Genomic DNA, 19734 nt, shown 5'->3' on the forward strand with positions numbered 1-19734 from the left:
CTGATTCAAATGGCTTGTATAAAATCTTATCAAATAAGACTGAAAATCTTTTCTTAAATAATATTTAATTATTTAAGTACAGTAAAATAAACCGGAGATTATAAATAATTATATATCAGATTTTATTATATTATAAGAATTTAAATAATTATGATAATCATTCATATAAAAAGAGGATCTAAAGTCAGTCAGTATGCCCCTGCACGCAGTATATAAAAAAAAAGAATCTATAAGTATGCTTTTATTTGAAGAAATAAAATTAGATTGTTTTTTTAAATTTTAGAATTAGTTTAATTTCAGTATATTGTACATAGACTTTGAAAAACTCTTTACTGAGTGCATGTCATTGATTGCCATAGTCGTCACATCAGATTTGATACTATGGTTTCTTGCAATATCTTTTATTATAAGAGTGCTTTTTCTGTAAGCATCTGCAATTCTTTTGTAAATTTCATCCATCTCTTTCATGGAATCTTCATCTCCCTGGATGGCTTTGTTAAAAGCCTGAATATTTTTGAGTATTTGATAGCGTATGTTTTTGTAAAACTGCTGTTCTTCTTTTGTATGTGCATTATAAAAATAATCCAAATCATAGAGCATATCTTTTATGACTTTAGCGGCAGTGGCAAGATAATTGACTTCTTTTATGAGTCTGTTTAGCTTGTCATTGTACTCTTCATCATTATTGACAGCAGAAAGTTCAGAGGCATAACGGTATATTTCACCTTCCAAAAGACGTATTTTTTCATATACTTTTTCAAATTCTACATTAAAACTGTGGGTGTATTTATCTAAAATTTTATCTATCGCCATATGCTCGTCAAGAACTTTTGACGGAGGCACATTGATGGCAAGCAGGGCAAACTCCTGAACTTTTTTCAAAAGATGCTCTATCTCTTTTTTGAGTGCTTCTATAGCAATTTGTGGAACTTCTGTAGATACATTACATATAAATTTTGTAACTTTGTCCTGTGTCTGGTGAAAGTATTTTTGTGTAAATGCCGTTAAAAATGATATAAAAGGATACCAGATAAGAACGCCCAGTATGTTAAACAAGGTATGAAAAATTGCAATTTTTATAACGCCGTCTGTATGCGGAAATGCAAAATTTACCAAACTAATCAATTGATATAAAAAGAGTAAACTGATAACTCCGGTTGAGACATTGAAAAGCAAATGGGCCAGTGCCACTCTTTTTTTATCCGCAATACCGCCAATACTGCCAAGTAAAGCTGTTACGGTTGTTCCTATATTTGTTCCAATTACAAAAGCAGCTGCAGCTTCAAAACCGATTACATGTGTGTAAAGCGCACTTTGTGCAATGGCTATGGAAGCTGAACTTGATTGTATGACAGCGGTTAAAACGAGTCCTATTAAAGCATACCAGTAGGGTGTCGAAAACTGATATGCGGTCATATCAAAGTTTTGGGCACTGTCACTAAAACTCTCTTTCATTCCCTCAAGCCCTAAAAATATAAGACCAAAACCAACCAAAACACCAAAATAGTTTTTCCATTTGGATGTGTCAGAACTTAAGACCTGTCCCATGCCTCCTATTCCTATAACAGCATAGGAGAGCAGTTTTATATCCATGTTAAAGCCGATAACAGCAACAATCCATGCAGTGACAGTTGTTCCTATATTGCTTCCGAGTATAATGGCTATACTGCTTTGCAAACTCATCAGCTGGGCTCCGACAAGAGAAAGAGCCATAAGTGTCACTACGGAAGAGCTTTGAAATACAGCTGTGGAAAAGATTCCTGTAAGCAGGCTTTTAAAATGTGTTTTTGTTGCATTTTGGACAAATCGCTTAAAAGTATACCCTGCGGAAGATTTGATTTGTTCTTCAAGGTAAAGCATTCCGAAGAGGAAAAGTCCCAAACCGGAAAAGGCTTCAATCCAAATCTTATAATGCTCCATCTAGTGTCCGTTGCCAGGTTGACGCTTTCTTTTCAGATTGTCGGCGGGAACATAAAATTCTAAATTTCCGACCTTTTTAACCATGACAGCATTACATGTAAGCAAATTGTTCAGGTTCTCTCTGCTTTTTTCATCAAAAAGCAGAGCAATATCCTCCGGAGTCAAAGGACGCTTGTCTAAAGTATTGAGTACATCTTCTTTTGTATAATAGGAGTTGTTTGGCTCTGCATGGAGTCGTGAAGCTATATGGATGGGTAAATCGGCATCAAACATAAGGGCTATGGTATGCAGCTCTTTGTAGCTTATTCCTATCACAGGGTAGGCCGGAGGTCTGTCTATCGTACCGATATCTACTCTCTGACATTTTATTTTATGCAAAACTTCATTTAGTTTTTGTATCTCCTCTTTTGTATCATTCAAGCCATGTACAAAGAGAATCTCTATAAAAAGTTTTCCTCTATATTCTTGAGAAAAATCTATAACTTTTTGGACAACATTTTTTATCTTGATAGAAGGATGGGGTCTGTCTATCTTTTTAAATATTTCATGGCTTACAGCATCAAGAGAAAGTTTTACCTGGTCAAGTTTTAAAAGGGAATTGAAAACTTTTTCATGAACAAGTGTAGCACTGTTTGTCAGTATCAATGTTTGAGTATCTTCTTTTATCTCATTTATGGCATCTATAAGTCTGTCAAGGTGAGGGTAGAGTGTAGGTTCTCCGTTGGCAGTCAGTGTTATGACATCTATTTTATCATGAAGGTGTTTACGCAGTTCAGTGATAATTTCATCAACTGAAACGATAAGTGTCTGTTCTTTTACTGTCGCGCTTGGTGCCAGTTCGCAGTAAAGACAGTCAAAATTGCACTGTTTTGCTGATGGTGAAAGATCCACACCCAAACTCATACCGAAACGGCGTGAGTTGACAGGTCCGAAGATAATATTATTTTTTGCTGACACGGTGGCACTCTTGTATGAAGTGCTTTGCATTTTCAACAGGAACATCCGGAAGGATTCCGTGACCCAGGTTGAATATATGGCGTTTTCCCTGCATAGTTTTTTGAATCTCTTCTACCGCCTCAGTCGTTGCCTCTTTTGAGTACAGACGGCATGGTTCCATATTGCCCTGAAGAACATATTTGTCACCGAGTTTTTCTTTGGCCAGTTCCATAGGTGTGGACCAGTCAACACCGAAAACATCGAAATTGCCGTATATTTTATCTAAAAATGCCGGAATGCCTTTGGGAAACATAATTACAGGAATATGGGGATATTTTTCTTTTAGATATTCGGCAATTTCTACCATATATTTCCAGGAAAACTCATCATATTTGTTTGGCTCAATCGCAGCAGCCCATGAGTCAAAAATCTGTACAACATCTATGCCTGCTTCTATCTGTTTTTGCATGTAAAGTTTTACGACCTCAGTCACTTTTGCAAGAATTTTGTGCAGAAGTTCAGGGTTTGAATACATCATTTTTTTGCACACATTGTATGTTTTTGTTCCCTGTCCTTCTATCATATATGTTGCAAGTGTCCACGGTGAACCTGTAAAACCAATAAGTGCTTTGTCTTGGGCAAGCTTTGTTTTAATGAGTTTGATGGTGTCATACACATAGGTAAGTTTGCTCGCAGCTTCTTCCCCGCCTGTGAGTCTGTCTATATCTTCTTCGTTTTTAATCGGGTCAGAAAATTTCGGGCCTTCTCCTTTGACAAATGACAAATCCATACCCATTTCATCAGGAATTACAAGGATATCGCTAAAGAGTATAGCCGCATCAACACCAACTATATCTACAGGCTGAAGAGTGACTTCACAGGCCATTTCCGGATTGTGACAAAGATTTAAAAAATCTCCTGCTTTGGCACGTACTGCCATATACTCCGGCAGATAACGCCCCGCCTGTCTCATCATCCATACAGGAGTGTATGGTGTCTCTTTCCCAAAACATGCATCTACAAATATTTTATTTTTTATTCCCATTTTTTTTCCTTAGTGATTGTGTCCGACTTTACTTAAAAAATACAAACCGACAGCAACGGCAGTAATAGATAAAGCCAAATAGAGTAATTCTAACGGTGTCTGGTAGCTTGCAAGTCCCACTTTTTTAAAGAAGCCTACAACCAAAACCATCACAATTACTTTGGATATTTTGTCTTTGAGTTGATCAAGCGAGTGAATAGACAAAATTTTATTTTCTCTTGTAGTATCTTCTCTTGCCGCATCAATATCCGAGATAAACAATTCATACAATCCGAAAGAAAACAACAGCATAACAACGCCGATAAGATATAAATCCACGGCGCCTATAATTCCGCCGACAACCAGTTCATGAAAGTGCTCCGGATGATGATGGTTCACATAGGTGTTTATTACAAGTTTAGCTGTATCATATATGTCAAAACTTGCAACAATAAAAAGCGCTACAGCTCCGATAAGACCGAAAATAACGGCCATTAAAACCATAAAGCGCGAACTCCAGAGTCCGCTTTCAAAGATTTTTTCAATCATTTACGATCCTTCTTCCATCTCTATCCATTTTTGGGCAATTCTTACTGCATTTGTAGCAGCGCCTACTCTTAAATTGTCTGCAACGACAAACATATGCAGCATATTATTGGAAAAGAGGTCATTTCTGATACGTCCGACAAATGTTTCATTTTTGTCTATACATGCAGCAGGCATAGGGTAGAGTGCTTCATCAGGATTGTCCAAAACCACTATGTTGGGTGCTTTTTTTAGGATTTTTCTTGCTTCGTTTGCATTTATTTTAGAATCAAAAGTCATAGTGATTGATTCTGCATGACCGCGAAGAGTAGGTACACGAACACAGGTAGCGCTCAGAGCAATTTCTTTGTGCATGATTTTTGTTGTCTCGTTCACCATTTTCATCTCTTCTTTCGTGTAACCGTTGTCTGTAAATACATCAATTTGAGGGATGACATTGAGTGCAATCTGATGGTTGAATGCCTTGTGCTCTGCTTCATCAAGTTTAAAAGCAAAAAATGCCTGCATTTGACTGACAAGTTCCTCCATGGCAGATTTTCCTGCACCGCTGGTTGCCTGGTATGTATCAACATCAACACGAACCAAATCATATGCTTCGTCAAGAGGTTTGAGTGCCTGTACCATTTGGATAGTGGAACAGTTTGGATTGGCAATAATACCTGTTTCTTTCCATTGCGCAATATCTTGAGGATTGACCTCAGGGACAACAAGAGGAACATTAGGATCCATTCTGAAGTGAGAGGTGTTGTCAATTACAACAGCACCTGCTGCAACTGCGGAAGGGGCAAATTCTGCGCTGACACTGCCTCCGGCACTAAAGAGGGCAATATCCACCTCTTCTTTTTCAAAGACATCATGTGTCAGTTCTATAATATCAAAGCTTTCCTTGTTAAACTCTACCTGCTTGCCGACGCTTCTTGCACTTGCAAGCGGTACCAGTTTTTTAAGAGGAAAATCAATTTCTTCCAATACTCTTAAAATCTCTTCACCGACAGCACCGTTTGCACCGACAACAGCTACATTATATTTTTTCATTCAATTTTCTCCTGTTCTATTTTCTGTTATTTAAAAAAAGTTCGTCTTTTTGAATTTCACTGGTTTCACTGAGTATGACAGAACGCTCCACTACTGAAAGCAACTCTCGAATATTTCCGGGCCAGGTATATGATAAAAGCTCACTTTCTGCCTCAGCAGAGAGGCTTTTTGTATCAAAACCATACTTTTGACAGTTGTGTGCAATCATCTTTTGTGCAATTTCCAATATTTCGTCTTTTCTTTCTCTCAAAGGTGGAATATGGAGAGGAATAGTATTGAGTCTGTAATACAGGTCCTCTCTGAATTCTCCTTTTTTTATCTTCTCGTTTAAATTTGCGTTTGTTGCCGAAACGACGCGTATGTCTATTTTAATGGCTTTTGCAGAGCCAAGTCTGCGCACCTCTTTTTCCTGTAGGGCCCGAAGCAGCTTTGCCTGAACACCATAGGGCATTTCCCCTATCTCATCCAAAAAGAGTGTTCCTCCGTTTGCCAGTTCAAACTGTCCCGCTTTAGCTTCGGTCGCATCGGTAAATGCCCCCTTTTCAAAGCCAAAAAGCTCACTCTCTATCAAGTTCTCAGGAATTGCCGCCATATTGATAGCAATAAAGGGTTTTTTTGCTCTTGGAGAGTTTTTGTGTATATAAGAAGCAAAAACTTCTTTGCCGACACCGCTTTCTCCCAAAAGCAAAATACTTGCATCTGTTTTGGAAGCCTTTTGGGCAATGCCTAAAACTTTTGTAAGTGCTTCAGACGAGCCTAAAAAATCATTCGTCGTTTTTTTGCTTTTTTGCGCCGATTTTTTTACTTTTTGGACAACTGCCTCGCGTTTAATCGCATCGACAAGCGTGTCTACATCAAAAGGTTTGAGCAAAAAATCTTTGACACCTAGATGGATAGATTCGATAGCCCGACTCAGTGTTGCATTCCCTGTCATGATAATAACTTCGTATCTGCCGCCCAGTTCTTTGACAAATTCTATGCCGTCCATTCCGGGCATATTGATATCGGTAATGACCAGATCAAAACTGTCATCAAGGACTTTGAGTGCATCTTTGGCATTTTTAAATGTTTTTACTCTAAACTCTTTGTAATCGCCCATAGCAATTTCAAGAGATTTACGCATATTGATATCATCTTCGACTATGGCTATTTTCACAAAAAGTCCTGTTTTTATTCGGCTATTTTAAAGCTGATATTCTAACAAAATTATCATTAAAATCGACTTTGAAGCATTGTGTGAAAAAAGTAATTGTGGTATTTGTATGTGAATTTACTGTATCAAAAGAGTCATAACTCTTTACATGTAGTCCGAGTTTCTGGAAAAAATCAATCATTTTTTCTTTTTTTTCTTTTATGAACTTTTCAAATGTTTTATTGTTTTCTTTTTGAAAGATTACAGATTGACTGATGCTGCCAGAACAGGACTGCATTGCTTTTGAAACAAGAATTTGTTCATTATAAAGTTGAAAATCTTTTACCACATATTTATAGGATATGTAGTAAAAGTCAGCGTATGCTAAAGTAGAAAGTAGAATAAAATTAACGAATAATATCCGCATATTTAAGCTTTATTTCCATTTCTACTTGACATAGACCATCTTTAAAGCTTGTCTCTACTATATTAGTATTTCTTAAACATGCTGCCACATGTGTACGAATTGTTGATTTTTTAATCATCATATTCTTCACATAATCATTTCCCTCTACGTACACACCTTTTACTTTTTCTGCAATAAGACGATATGCATCTGCTATGGCAGCTCTTTTTGCTAAGGCTAAGGCTTGTGCTGGTGAACATGCTCCATTGCATGGTGCAACACCTTGCCCTACAACGCTGATTCTGAGCGGTTTGTTACACTGCAGAACTTGTGTGTTCTTAGGTAGTGTCGGTAATGTTTTTTTTGCTGTTTGAATAGTTTTTACTTTTTGTTTCACTATCGGCGGCTTTTGTGCATTACATTGTTTAGTAGTGTTGTAACTTCTGTATGTTCTATCTATATATGAATGACCACATTCGTCAGTGCCACACTGTTGTTTATAGGCACAGGCTGAAAATCCTAATGCTAAGATAGCAATAACACTTCCTGTAATGATATTTTTTTTCATGCTAAGTTCCTCTTTATTAAGTAGTATTTGACTTTCAGCAATTACTATTCCAAGTCTAAAGAAGGAGATGTGTCTTCCTCATCCTCTTCGCTTTTTTCTTCTTTCGGACAGCGTGAAATACTGACAACTTCATCCCCTTTTACTATATAGACCCCGGAAGTGTTTCTGCTTGATTTGGAGATTGTCTGCATATCAACACGTATCATTTTACCGGCTTTTGTGAGCGCCATCATATCCATGCCCTCATCTACCATTAGGCAGCCGACAATATGTTTGCCTGTTTTTGCAGTCATTTTCATGGCAATGACACCGGAACCGCCACGGTTTGTCAGTCTGTATTCTCCTGCATCCGTACGTTTTCCTATCCCTTTTTCAGCGACAATCAAAATCTCCTGATCATCACTTGCTATAATGTTTGCATCGACGACTTCATCACCTTCGTACTTGAACTTAATCCCTCTTACTCCACGTGTACTGCGTCCCTGTTCCCGGGTTTTTTCAATTTCAAATTTGATGCACTGTGCAAGTTTTGTCACAATAAAGAGGTATTTAATGCTTTTGTCCGCAATTTTTGCTGTAATGAGCGCATCATCATCATCAAGAACAATTGCTCTGACACCGTTGCTTCTGATATTGCTGAATTCGCTTAAATTTGTTCGTTTGACAATTCCGTTTTTTGTAAAGAAACCAAAGATTTCTCTTCGCTGAAATCAGTTGTCGGAATAATAGACTGAATTTGCTCATCCGCCATTAAATTAAGTAAATTGACAACAGCTTTTCCTTTGGCTGTACGACTTCCTTCAGGTATACGATAGACTTTCAGCCAGTGGAGTTGTCCTCTGTCTGTCACAAAAAGGAGCGTATCGTGCGTATTACATGTAAAGAAGTTTTCTATAAAGTCATCTTCATAGGTTGTGACAGCAGTTTTTCCTTTGCCTCCGCGTTTTTGCTTTTCATAGCTTGCAAGCGGTACACGCTTGATGTATCCTCTGTGTGTAATTGTAACAACCATCGGTTCATTGGGAATCAGGTCTTCTATGTCTATATCATCATAGTCATCTTCGATGTCAGTTCTTCGTTTTGTGGTATATGTTTGTAAAATTTCATCAAATTCATCACCTATTATACCGTGCAGCACTTTTTCACTTTGTAGAATTGACTCAAGAAACTCAATTTGTTTCATAAGTTCTGCCAATTCATTTTCTATTTTTTCAATTTCAAGTCCTGTAAGACGACCAAGACGCATTGCAACAATGCTTGCAGCCTGGATTTCTGAAAAATCGAACTCTGTTACCAGGTTTTCTTTTGCTTCTTCTTCATTTGTGGAAGCACGGATAGTGCGAATGACTTTATCAATAATATCTATTGCTTTTTTCAAACCTTCCAAAATATGTGCACGCGCTTTTGCTTTTTCCAAATCAAAAATTGTACGACGGATAATAATAGTTTTTCGGTGGTTGATAAAATGCTTGAGTATGTCAATAAGACCAAAAATTCTTGGTTCCTGATTTAAAATGGAGAGCATTATGATACCGAAGGTTGTCTGCATTGCAGTTTGTTTAAATAAATTATTTAAAACAATTTCACTGATTGTGTCACGTTTGAGCTCAATGACAACGCGCATACCGTCCCGGTCGGACTCATCTCTGATTTCGCTTACCCCGTCTATCATCTTGTCTTTAACCAAATTGGCAACGTTTTCAATAAGACGGGCTTTGTTTACCTGATAAGGAAGTTCATCAATGACAATGACGTCTTTGTTTCCTTTTTTCTCAATATGTGTTTTTGCACGTACTTTTATACGGCCACGCCCTGTTTCATAGGCATCCATAATCCCTTTTTTCCCAAATATAATGCCGCCTGTCGGAAAATCAGGCGCTTTGATATGTTCCATGATTTCAGGAAGTGTAATATTGGGATTTTCCAGGAGTGCTTTGAGTCCGTTCATAATTTCAGTAGGGTTGTGGGGAGGAATGTTTGTTGCCATACCGACCGCAATCCCTGAAGAACCGTTTATTAAAAGGTTCGGCACACGTGTCGGCATTACATCCGGCTCTTTTGTTGTACCGTCATAGTTGTCTATCATATTGACAGTGTTCTTTTCCAAATCTTTTAAAAGTTCACCTGCATATTTTGTCATACGGGCTTCCGTATAACGCATTGCAGCAGCTGAGTCACCGTCAACCGAACCGAAAGTTTCCCTGTCCGTCTACAAGTTCCATCCGCATGGAAAAATCCTGCGCCATTCGCACGAGTGCATCATAAACAGCTGTATCTCCGTGAGGGTGGTACTGACCGATAACATCACCGACGATACGTGCTGATTTTTTATACTTTGCACCAAATGAGAGATTGAGTTTGTCCATTGCATAAAGAATTCTTCTATGAACAGGTTTGAGCCCGTCTCTTACATCAGGCAAGGCACGACCGACAATAACACTCATAGAGTAATCAAGATAGCTGTTTTGAAGAGTTTCTTCTATATTTATACTTTGTATATCACCATTGTTTAACAAGTTGCTCATTGAAACACCTAAAATTTAAATTTATATATATTATCTTATTGTCGCTTAATAAAATGTTTAAAACTGATGAATTTTTGTGTAATTGAATAAATAATAGAGGAATTGTAAAAGCTGCTTAAAAATTAATCAGTTTAAGCTGAAAAAAAAGATGTAATTATTCTATACTTTGTTTTGAAAATATTCAACAAAAGGATTCACATGAAGAAATGGTTATTAGCATTTTTATTTGCTTTACCAACATTCGTATTTGCGGAGGATACAGCAACACTTGATACAGGTGATACAGCATGGATGATGATGTCAACTGCATTAGTATTATTGATGACACCTGCAGGTCTTGCACTGTTTTATGCAGGTATGACAAGAAGTAAAAATGTACTCAATACATACGCTATGGTTTTTGGAGCGTTTGTAGTTGCATTTGTCGTTTGGATTGCTGCCGGTTATTCTATAGCATTTGGTACAGCAGAGTCTGCCGCTGTTCAGAATGTAATGGGTGGATTCGGTAATGTCTTCTTAAACGGAATCAGCTGGCATGATTTAAGCGGAACATATCCTACCTATGTATTTGTGGCATTTCAGGGTACATTTGCAGCTATTACGGTAGCTATTGCTGCAGGTTCGGTTATAGAACGTATTAAATTCTCTACATGGCTGGTATTTGTGGCTCTTTGGGGACTTGTCGTGTATGCTCCTGTTGCTCATATGGTTTGGGGTGGAGACGGTGCCTATCTCTTTGATTTAGGTGCTTTAGACTTTGCCGGTGGTACAGTTGTACATATGAACGGTGGTCTGGCCGGTTTGGTTCTTGCTGTTCTTGTTGGCAAACGTGTCGGATATCCTAAGTCTGCAATGAAACCTGCTACAGTGCTTTTGACTGCGCTTGGTGCAGCTCTTTTATGGTTTGGCTGGTACGGATTCAATGCAGGGTCTGCATTTGGAGCGAATGCCATTGCCGGTGTAGCACTCCTGACTACAACGATAGCAACTGCCGCAGCTGCTATTACATGGATGCTTGCTGAGTGGGTTATTTATAAAAAGCCTACATTGCTGGGACTTGCTACAGGTGCTGTTTCTGGACTTGTCGCTATTACGCCTGCTGCCGGATTTGTTGGTGTGGGTGGTGCTTTTATCGTTGGTATCGTTGGAACGCTCTTCGCTTTTTGGGGTGTGACTGTGCTTAAAAAGAAACTTGGTTATGATGACTCTTTGGATGCATTCGGTGTTCACTTTTTAGCTGGTTTGTTTGGTGCACTTGCAACCGGTCTTTTGGCTTTAAAAGACAATGACCTGTTATGGGACGGACCGCTGAAAGAATCAGGTGACAGAATAGGACAGTTTATTGTTCAGGTTGAGTCTGTTGTTATTGTTGGACTGTTCACTCTTATCGGTACTGTTGTTGTTTACTATGTTGCTACTGCATTGACTGGTGGTTCACGTGTAAGTGAAGATGAAGAAACAATGGGTCTGGATGAATCTGTTCAAGGTGAAAGATACATGAATAACTAATCTCTTTTTGGGATTAGTGTATTGATTTTGTAATCAAAAATGGTTACAATTGATAAATAATAAAACTTTGGAGTAGTGATAATGAAAAAAGTAGAAGCGGTTATCAAACCATTTAAACTGGAAGATGTAAAAGATGCACTGGCAGAAATCGGTATTGACGGTATGACAGTAAGTGAAGTAAAAGGCTATGGCCGTCAAAAAGGGCATAGCGAATTGTACCGCGGTGCCGAGTATGTGGTTGATTTTTTACCGAAAATAAAAATGGAAATGGTTGTTACAGCAGACATGGTAGAACAGGTTACGGCAACAATTGTTGAAGCAGCACGTACAGGTAAAATCGGAGACGGTAAGATTTTTGTAAGCGACATAGAAAAAATTATCAGAATTCGTACAGGTGAAACTGACGAGGAAGCTATCTAAACAATAATGCTTTCTCGGAACCGGTACTTCAGTACCGGCTGTTGCAATGTCTTGCCACTTTCAGCCAGGACTGAAGTCCGCGTTGCAAAAAAATGCTTAACTTAATGGCGGTATCCCACCCCCTTTGGCTTCGCTGGCCGCTATGGCACTCAAGCCGACTCCTTTACAAGGAGTAGAAAATCCACATATTGACTTCTTTGGCATTTAAAAATAATGATTTAATTTTTAAAATATAAATATTTTGCTACACTCAGCTTTTAAGTTCAATTTAAACCCGAATTATGCAATAGAAAATAATAAGTAGGTTCTATGCTTGTGTCCAAGGGATGTTTAGAAAATTGTTGTGCCAACCTTTTTGGTTGGTCAATAATTTTATGAATGTGCCTTGGGTACAATGATAGAGACTTTCTTGAGTTTTCTGTTGCATAATCCGGGTTAAAGGTTTATAATGTCTGAAGCTGATTTCAAATACATACTGGATACTTTCTTTACACTTTTTTCTATGGTTTTGATTATTTTAATGGTTCCGGGTTTTGCCATGCTTGAAGCCGGACTGGTAAGAACAAAAAATGTCTCTTCTGTTTTGACGGTAAATACCATGATTTATGCGGTAGCATCTATGGCATTTTTACTTGTCGGTTACTCTCTTGCATTTGGTTCCTGGGAAAACTCTTCTATGAGTATATGGGCGGCATTTTTGTTTCAGATGGCATTTGTCGGCAAAACTATAAATATTATGAGTGGTGGAGTGAGTGAGCGTGTAAAAATTATACCACTGATGATATTTACGGTTGTTATGGGTGCTGTTATTTATCCTTTGATTGTTAATGTAAGCTGGGGCGCTGATCTTCTTGCGGGAACAGTGTTGGATATTGACATGTATGATTTGGCAGGTTCAACTGTTATTCACTCCACCGGAGGCTGGGCATTGCTGGCTGCGATTTTGATTATGGGACCAAGAAAAGACAGATACAAAGACGGGAAAATAAAAGTGATACCTGCATCAAATGTACCGCTTGTGGTTCTTGGAGCACTTCTTTTATGGATAGGATGGTTCGGATTTAACGGTGGCAGTGTCGGTTCTATTTCAAGTATCGAAAATGCCGATACGGTTGCAAAAACGATTATGAATACAAATACGGCAGGTTTGGCGGGTGCAATCATTGCAGCTGTTATCATGTATGCACGCTATAAGCTTTTAGATATCACAATGATATTAAACGGTGCGCTTGGAGGGCTTGTTGCAATTACTGCAGGACCTGATTTGTATGACATGTACACACCAATCTTGATTGGTGCCATTGGCGGTGCACTTGTTGTTTTTGCTGTACCAATGTTTGACAAATTAAAACTTGATGATCCTGTAGGTGCACTTTCTGTTCACCTTGTCAACGGAATTTGGGGTACACTCGCTGTTGGTATTTTTGTTGATAAAGTGTCACTGGTTTCACAACTCAAAGGGATTGTAGTCATCGGAGTTTTTGCATTTGTGAGTTCCTATATTGTTATTTACATTATCAACAAGATTGTTGCATTCAGAGCAGAGGATGATATTCAGGTAGAGGGGCTTGATGTCAATGAGGTTGGCGTTGAAGCCTATCCTGAATTTAAACGCGCCATTTAAAATAATGTATGCTTAATCACTCAAAGTCTCTTTTTCTTTCTTTGCTCGTTCATGCGCTTATTCTGCTGAGCCTGTTTAGTGTTTATAAGTATGTGGTCTCACCTGCCGCATTTGTTGAAGAAGAAAAAAGAGTGTGTGTAAATTTGAGATGTATCAAACAACAGGCTGAAGAAACACACAAGAAGAAAAAAGAGAGAAAAAAAGTTATCTCTGAAAAAAAAGCGAAAAAAATCCCGCAACATAAAAAAGTGATTCCTCCCAAAAAACAAAAAACCCAACAAAAACCCAAGAAAATTAAGAAAAAAATTCCTTTAAAAAAACAGATTAAAAAGAAAGAAGAAACAATAAAAGAGACAAAGATTGAAGAAAAGACAAAACCGGAAAAAAGAATAGAACAAACAGCAGAAGAGAAACCGGAAAAAAAAGTAGAAGAAGTCGTGAAAAACATGCCTGTTGCAGAAGAAAATCTTCGCAGGGAAAAGAGGACAAAAAAAACTGTTGAAAAAAAGGTGAGTGAGAAAGAAGCGTATTTGCAGGAAAATCTGGCACAGATTGCCCAATTGATAAAAGAAAACCTCTACTATCCGCGAATGGCACGTAAGCGAGGCATACAGGGTTCTGTTACTGTTCGCTTTATGCTGTTAAAAGATGCTACTGTTATACAAATTACAACAATATCTTCAAGCAGTGGTATCTTGACGCGTGCGGCGATTAAAACAATCGCTGAGCTTTCAGGAAAGTTTCCAAAGCCGAAAACAGATATAATGTTGAGTGTACCGATTCGATACTCTCTCCAATAACAGTTTTACTCAACAGGCTTGAAATACTCTTTTTGGGCACCGCAACCCGGACATTTCCAGTTCTCAGGAAGATCCTCAAAAGCTGTTCCGGGAGGAATGCCACTTTTTTCATCACCGGTTTTCGGGTCATAAATATGACCGCAAAACACACATTTATATTTTTGCAATTTATCCATAACTGGCTCCTGTTACTTATTATATCTTATTTTCCTGCATTGAGCAGTGCCTGTTGCAGATGATATGCAATACGTGTAATGTGTACCGATGAACGTTGCAGCCACCGAATTGCTTCTAAGTGGTAGGTGCCCTCATCTATGCTAACTGTCCCGTCGGCCATTAACAGTGTTATTTCTTCTCTCTTTTGTTCTGTTTTCCTGTCAATGTCATAGTTGCTCTGCTGTGTATAATTGGCTAGTTCCTGTAAGGATGTTTTTTCAAGGAGTTGCAGACTTGTTTGAATAAGCCCAATAAATTGATTTTTTTCTAATACCAACAAGGGTGATGATTGAAGAAACAGTGCTTTGTGCTCATCTTCACGGCATCGGTCAAAAAGCCGTTGCAGATGGTCAATAACATGAATGAGACTGATAAGCCGTTGCCAGTTTGCATCCTGTGTATTTTTTAAATTAATTTTGTCTAAGAAATTCTGTGTTTCATCTAAAAGCTTGTCAAAAGTATGCAGATTGATTTTGTGTGCATTTTTTTTCGCTCCAAGTAAATAGAGCATATACCGCAATAACGTTTTGAATTCATTTTCAAGAGATTTTTGCACAACACTCAAAGCCAAAGGGATATTTTCAAGTAATGCAGGATCAAAATCCTGTATATACTTTTGTTTTGGTTCGGGTATGATTTTTTCCATAAGATGCGCAAAAGGTATTGTAAAAGGTATAATTGCAATGACACCTAAAAAGTTGAAAAAAGTATGAAACAGTACTAAGACAATTTCAGCCTGTTGCATGAAAAAACCGGGCGCGAAAGATTCAAAGAACAGAGTGTAGGGTGCTATTAAAAAAAGCGCGGCAATACCGGTAAATATATTGTATACAACATGTGAAAAGCCGGTTCTTTTTACTTCTGCAGAGCCACCTATGGTTGCTAAAGCCGCTGTAACTGTTGTACCTACATCCATGCCGACTACCAAGGCTGCTCCCTGCTCAAAACTGATGGCACCTCCGTAAATCATTGTGAGTGTCGCGGCAACACCTGCGCTTGATGACTGTGTGATAATTGTGACAAGAATCCCAAGTAAGAAGAGCTCAAATCGGCCAAAAAAAGAATCTCCCGGAAAGTATTCAGGTGAAATGATGTCTTTATAGACAGACATGCCCTCTTGCATAAAGCTGATACCGACAAAAATCAGACCAAATCCGGCAATGGCAAAACCGATATCCGCTGCTTTTCCTTTTGAAAAAAGTTTTAAACTTGACCCTACAAGTATAAAAGGCAAAACCAGAGTGCCCAGTTTGAGTTTAAATCCGAGAAGTGCTACCATCCATCCTGTAATAGTGGTACCGATATTTGCGCCAAAGATAATACCGAGTGCTTGGGGAAATGTTAATAATCCTGCAGATACAAACCCTACAGCGGCAACTGTTGTAGCACTTGATGACTGTAAAACAGCGGTACTGACAGCTCCTGTTATAACTCCGGTAGTGGGTGTTTTTGTAAAACGAATTAAAGCATTTCTGATAGTATCTCCGGCAAGAGCATGTAAACCCTGGGTCATGATAATCATACCAAGTATAAAAATACCGATGCCCCCAAATGCCTGGGAAAGTGTAGTCCATGAATGCATAACTATGTTGTTCCCTCTTTATAGGATAATGTTATTATGACATAAATTTCTAATGATTGTTTGAAAGTGAGTAAAGTTGGTGACCCCGAGGAGAATCGAACTCCTGTAACATGGATGAAAACCATGGATCCTAACCGCTAGACGACGGGGCCACTTTTTGTAGTTGTTTTTTGATTAGTTGTGCCGAAGTTTAAAGTGAATCGTACATAAGGTACGTGAACTTTAATCTGAGGTGCAAATAACAAAAAAATGGTGTCCTGTGATGGATTCGAACCATCGGCCACATCATTAAAAGTGACGTGCTCTACCAGCTGAGCTAACAGGACTCTTGCCTCTTATTGTTAAGAGGTCGAAATTATAGACAAATACAATTGATATGTCAAGAAAAAAGAGTGAAAATTTATAAATTTTATAAGAAAGCATAGATTTATTTACAATTAAATGCTTTTTAACTACAATCGTTTCACGAAGAGGAGTTTTATGAAAAATATTACAAATATACTAATGGCTTTTTTTATTGTTTTTATGAGCGGATGTTCTCAGAAAGTGACTGTACAGGCACTTGAGCCTGCACAAATTGACAGAATATCGCAAACAAAAGTAATAGCAGTGACAGATTTCACACATGACAGAGTAGGACTTTCGAGAAAAATAGAGGCAAAGCTTTCTAATTTTGAGATAAACAATAAAAAATATTTTACTGTTGTCAGCAGAAACGATATAAATAAAGTTATAGCAGAGCAAAAACTGCAAAACAGTGGTCTTGTCAATGATGAAAAGATTGTCCAGGTTGGAGAACTGATAGGCGCGCAGGCTATTATTTCGGGAAATGTAAGCCCTGTTACCAAAGAAGACAGTTATTTTTATGAGGCTCGTGTCCGTTGTGCAAATAGAAAATGTACAGAACTCGAAACATACCGTGTGCGCTGTATGAAACGGCTTATAGGACTTTCTGCAGAAGTAAGAATAGTGGATGTTGCCAAAGGCGATATCATTTATGCTGATACTTTAGGCAGAACAAGTTCATTTAAGCACTGTGCTGATGATTCGCGGGCGATCCCGTCAAAAATGATGGTGGCGCAAAAGCTTGCCGATGATATAGCAGATACATTTATTTATAAGCTGACTCCGCATTACAGAAAATTTCATGTAAAATTACTTGAGGATCCTGATTTGGATTATACAGATGAACAAGAGAAACTTTTGAAAATCTCTTTAAAATATATTGAGCAGGGGCGTTATGACAAAGCAGAAAAATTTTTGAAAGAGTTGATTGATGCGACAAATATGAAAAGTTATGTGGCATTTTATGATTTGGGTGTGATAAAAGAGGCACAGGGGAAATATGAAGAGGCGAAAGAGTACTATGAATATGCGGACAATTTGATGATAGAGCCGGTTGAGGAGATTAATGAGGCTGTTGTCCGTATCAACTCTCTTATCTCCAAAAGAAAAAAAACACTTGAGCAGTTAAACAGATGAACAAATTAAGCCTACTCTTTCTTATTACAGGGCTGCTTTTAGGCGGTTGTGCTGCAAAGCAAAGAGTTGTTGTTGCAAAAAAAGAGCTTCCGTCATGGTATATGCAACCTCCACAGTCTGACAGTTCTACGCTTTATGCACTGGGGGAAGGTGAAAACCAGCAAGATGCCATTACGAATGCCTTGAGCCTTTTAGCCTCGACATTACATGTAACGGTTTTATCAAATTTTCATGCAAAAACAGTTGTAAAAGAGGGAAGTGTCAACAGCTCCGAGGCAACATACATCAATGAAACACAAAGCAGTGTTGAAAAAATAAAAATCAGCGAATATGAAATACTCCATACAAAAAAACTCGGCTTTAAAAGATATGCGGTGCTTATAAAGGTCAATAAACAAAAGTTGTTTCAAGGCTTAAAAAATGAACTGGACCAAAAACTGAAAATATACAGGAACAAAGTCAAAAATTTACAAAAATGTGATGCCTCAAACGCTTGGCATATTATAAAAAGATGAAAAAATCATTTACATATATACAGAATGCTCTGATAGTGATGAAAGTGCTGCATAAAGGCTTTGACGACACAAAATACATAGCATGGATGAGTAAAGTAAATGAAGAGTATGATTATCTTCTGAAACATATCAGCTTTTGGGTAAATTCCAATGTGAAAAGTCTGGCTGAACCACTCAGAAGTGCCCTGACCAAACAAAAATTTATCATAAAAAATGTGAAATCAAACATGCACTATACTGTTTTTATTCATGCAAAAATCAAAAAGGCAAGCGCGTACGGTTTTACGCTTGCCCGCAGTGAAATATCTTTTGTAACGAAAAACTATAAAGGGGAAGTGTTAGGAGAAAATGTCATACATGTAACCGGACAGTCTTCCCAGGGTTATGAAATAGCCAGGCAGAATCTTGTCAAAAAGCTTCATTCGCTCATACAAAAAGAGGGCATTTCAAAAGTGTTAAATATTGGTATTTAGTAACCGTTTACTTCTTGGGAATATACTTGCAATAATAATAAAAAGAAATAGTAATAACTGAGGTATAAAAATGATTAATAAAATACAAGAGGTAAAAAAAGAAGTTGCAAAAGTAGTTGTCGGGCAGGAAAAGATGATAGATTCTCTGCTGATTGCACTGTTGTGTGAAGGGCATATCCTTATAGAAGGTGTTCCTGGACTGGCAAAAACAACAACGGTCAATGCACTTTCAAAAGCTCTGGGGCTTGACTTTAAGCGGGCACAGTTCACACCGGATTTACTCCCTTCGGATATTTTGGGGGCTGAAATATACGACCCGCAGAACAATCAGTTTAAAATCAAAAAAGGTCCGATTTTTACGAATCTTTTGCTTGCGGACGAAATTAACCGTGCTCCGGCAAAAGTGCAGTCTGCTTTGCTTGAAGTGATGCAGGAAAAGCAGGTGACAATCGGTGATACGACATTTAAACTTGATCTGCCGTTTTTTGTCATGGCAACACAAAACCCGGTAGAACAAGAGGGCGTCTATCAGCTCCCTGAAGCGCAGCTTGACAGATTTATGCTTAAACTTGTCGTCGGATACAACACAAAAAAAGAAGAGCTTGAAATCGCAAGAAGAATTTCAAGCGGAAATTTTGAGACAATCAATCCGGTTTTGAATAAAAGCGAACTTGAAGAGCTGAAAAAAGTTGTACGCGATATACATGTAGACGAAGAAGTGGAAGAGTACATGATAGAACTCGTCAATGCAACAAGACATCCTGAAGAGTACGGACTCGAAGAGGTCAAAGAGTACATTCAGTTCGGAGCTTCTCCCCGTGTGAGTATAGACATGTTCAAAGCCGTGAAGGCGATGGCATTTATGCGCGGCAAAGACTTTGTTACTCCTGTTGATGTTGCTTATATCGTAAAAGAGTTGATGCGTCACCGTATTGTGCTTACATACGAGGCTGAGGCTGAAGGTATCACGACAGATGAAATCATTCAAAAAGTGCTTGAAACTGTAGCGATACCATAAGGC

Annotated in this window: 17 protein-coding genes, 2 tRNA genes and 1 pseudogene; 8 read left to right on the forward strand and 12 right to left on the reverse strand. The window is 38.2% G+C overall.

The features are described from left to right. Positions 1–285: 285 nt before the first annotated feature. The 8 genes and pseudogenes from MLC44_RS04030 to gyrA form a co-directional block, all read right to left on the reverse strand. Positions 286–1920, reverse strand: coding sequence for a Na/Pi cotransporter family protein (locus MLC44_RS04030; RefSeq protein WP_346389528.1), 1635 nt, complete (start codon positions 1918–1920; stop codon positions 286–288). Then, positions 1921–2877 carry a radical SAM protein gene (locus tag MLC44_RS04035; RefSeq protein ID WP_434658574.1) on the reverse strand — a complete coding sequence of 319 codons (957 nt, stop codon included), beginning with the start codon at positions 2875–2877 and terminating at the stop codon, positions 1921–1923. Next, positions 2861–3901 carry a uroporphyrinogen decarboxylase gene (gene hemE / locus MLC44_RS04040; protein WP_151900823.1) on the reverse strand — a complete coding sequence of 347 codons (1041 nt, stop codon included), beginning with the start codon at positions 3899–3901 and terminating at the stop codon, positions 2861–2863. Before hemE ends, MLC44_RS04035 begins: the two co-directional genes overlap by 17 nt. A gap of 9 nt (positions 3902–3910) precedes the next feature. Beyond that, the gene (locus MLC44_RS04045; protein WP_346389531.1) at positions 3911–4429 is read right to left on the reverse strand and encodes a YqhA family protein; all 519 of its coding nucleotides are present in this window, start codon (positions 4427–4429) and stop codon (positions 3911–3913) included. Then, a complete protein-coding gene (locus MLC44_RS04050) occupies positions 4430–5461 on the reverse strand; it encodes an aspartate-semialdehyde dehydrogenase (protein ID WP_434658576.1) in 1032 nt (343 codons plus the stop codon). 16 nt (positions 5462–5477) lie between these two features. Beyond that, complete coding sequence (locus tag MLC44_RS04055; RefSeq protein ID WP_418641149.1) at positions 5478–6617, reverse strand: sigma-54-dependent transcriptional regulator; 1140 nt, start codon at positions 6615–6617, stop codon at positions 5478–5480. Positions 6618–7000: 383 nt separating this feature from the next. Further along, on the reverse strand, positions 7001–7567 hold the full coding sequence (locus tag MLC44_RS04060; protein WP_151900820.1) for an LPP20 family lipoprotein: 567 nt from the start codon (positions 7565–7567) through the stop codon (positions 7001–7003). Between the two features lie 44 nt (positions 7568–7611). Further along, positions 7612–10092 (reverse strand): annotated as a pseudogene (gyrA, locus tag MLC44_RS04065) (DNA gyrase subunit A). Positions 10093–10290: 198 nt separating this feature from the next. On the opposite strand from gyrA, the gene MLC44_RS04070 reads away from it, so the two are divergent. The 4 genes from MLC44_RS04070 to MLC44_RS04085 all read left to right on the forward strand — a co-directional run bounded on the left by MLC44_RS04070 (position 10291) and on the right by MLC44_RS04085 (position 14445). Beyond that, positions 10291–11601, forward strand: a complete 1311-nt coding sequence (locus MLC44_RS04070; RefSeq protein WP_151900818.1) for an ammonium transporter — start codon at positions 10291–10293, stop codon at positions 11599–11601. Between the two features lie 81 nt (positions 11602–11682). Continuing rightward, positions 11683–12021 carry a P-II family nitrogen regulator gene (locus tag MLC44_RS04075; RefSeq protein ID WP_151900817.1) on the forward strand — a complete coding sequence of 113 codons (339 nt, stop codon included), beginning with the start codon at positions 11683–11685 and terminating at the stop codon, positions 12019–12021. A gap of 448 nt (positions 12022–12469) precedes the next feature. Beyond that, positions 12470–13645, forward strand: a complete 1176-nt coding sequence (locus MLC44_RS04080; protein WP_346389535.1) for an ammonium transporter — start codon at positions 12470–12472, stop codon at positions 13643–13645. 8 nt (positions 13646–13653) lie between these two features. Then, positions 13654–14445 carry an energy transducer TonB gene (locus tag MLC44_RS04085; RefSeq protein ID WP_434658577.1) on the forward strand — a complete coding sequence of 264 codons (792 nt, stop codon included), beginning with the start codon at positions 13654–13656 and terminating at the stop codon, positions 14443–14445. Between the two features lie 5 nt (positions 14446–14450). Here the strand turns inward: MLC44_RS04085 and MLC44_RS04090 are convergent, their stop codons facing one another. From MLC44_RS04090 to MLC44_RS04105, 4 genes are all read right to left on the reverse strand, one after another. Continuing rightward, a complete protein-coding gene (locus MLC44_RS04090; protein ID WP_434658579.1) occupies positions 14451–14621 on the reverse strand; it encodes a rubredoxin in 171 nt (56 codons plus the stop codon). 26 nt (positions 14622–14647) lie between these two features. Beyond that, positions 14648–16243, reverse strand: coding sequence for a Na/Pi cotransporter family protein (locus tag MLC44_RS04095; protein WP_346389537.1), 1596 nt, complete (start codon positions 16241–16243; stop codon positions 14648–14650). A gap of 77 nt (positions 16244–16320) precedes the next feature. Beyond that, positions 16321–16395, reverse strand: a tRNA-Glu gene (locus MLC44_RS04100). A 98-nt stretch (positions 16396–16493) separates the two neighbouring features. Beyond that, positions 16494–16569, reverse strand: a tRNA-Lys gene (locus MLC44_RS04105). A 154-nt stretch (positions 16570–16723) separates the two neighbouring features. On the opposite strand from MLC44_RS04105, the gene MLC44_RS04110 reads away from it, so the two are divergent. From MLC44_RS04110 to MLC44_RS04125, 4 genes are all read left to right on the forward strand, one after another. Beyond that, positions 16724–17725 carry a CsgG/HfaB family protein gene (locus tag MLC44_RS04110; protein WP_346389538.1) on the forward strand — a complete coding sequence of 334 codons (1002 nt, stop codon included), beginning with the start codon at positions 16724–16726 and terminating at the stop codon, positions 17723–17725. Further along, complete coding sequence (locus MLC44_RS04115) at positions 17722–18240, forward strand: LPP20 family lipoprotein (protein ID WP_434658581.1); 519 nt, start codon at positions 17722–17724, stop codon at positions 18238–18240. Before MLC44_RS04110 ends, MLC44_RS04115 begins: the two co-directional genes overlap by 4 nt. Beyond that, positions 18237–18713, forward strand: a complete 477-nt coding sequence (locus MLC44_RS04120) for a hypothetical protein (protein ID WP_434658582.1) — start codon at positions 18237–18239, stop codon at positions 18711–18713. Before MLC44_RS04115 ends, MLC44_RS04120 begins: the two co-directional genes overlap by 4 nt. 70 nt (positions 18714–18783) lie before the next feature. Next, on the forward strand, positions 18784–19731 hold the full coding sequence (locus MLC44_RS04125; RefSeq protein WP_151900811.1) for an AAA family ATPase: 948 nt from the start codon (positions 18784–18786) through the stop codon (positions 19729–19731). The last annotated feature ends 3 nt before the right edge of the window (positions 19732–19734 follow it).

Origin of the sequence: Sulfurimonas sp. NW9, assembly GCF_051132275.1 — a bacterium.
GTDB classification, from domain to species: domain Bacteria; phylum Campylobacterota; class Campylobacteria; order Campylobacterales; family Sulfurimonadaceae; genus Sulfurimonas; species Sulfurimonas hydrogeniphila.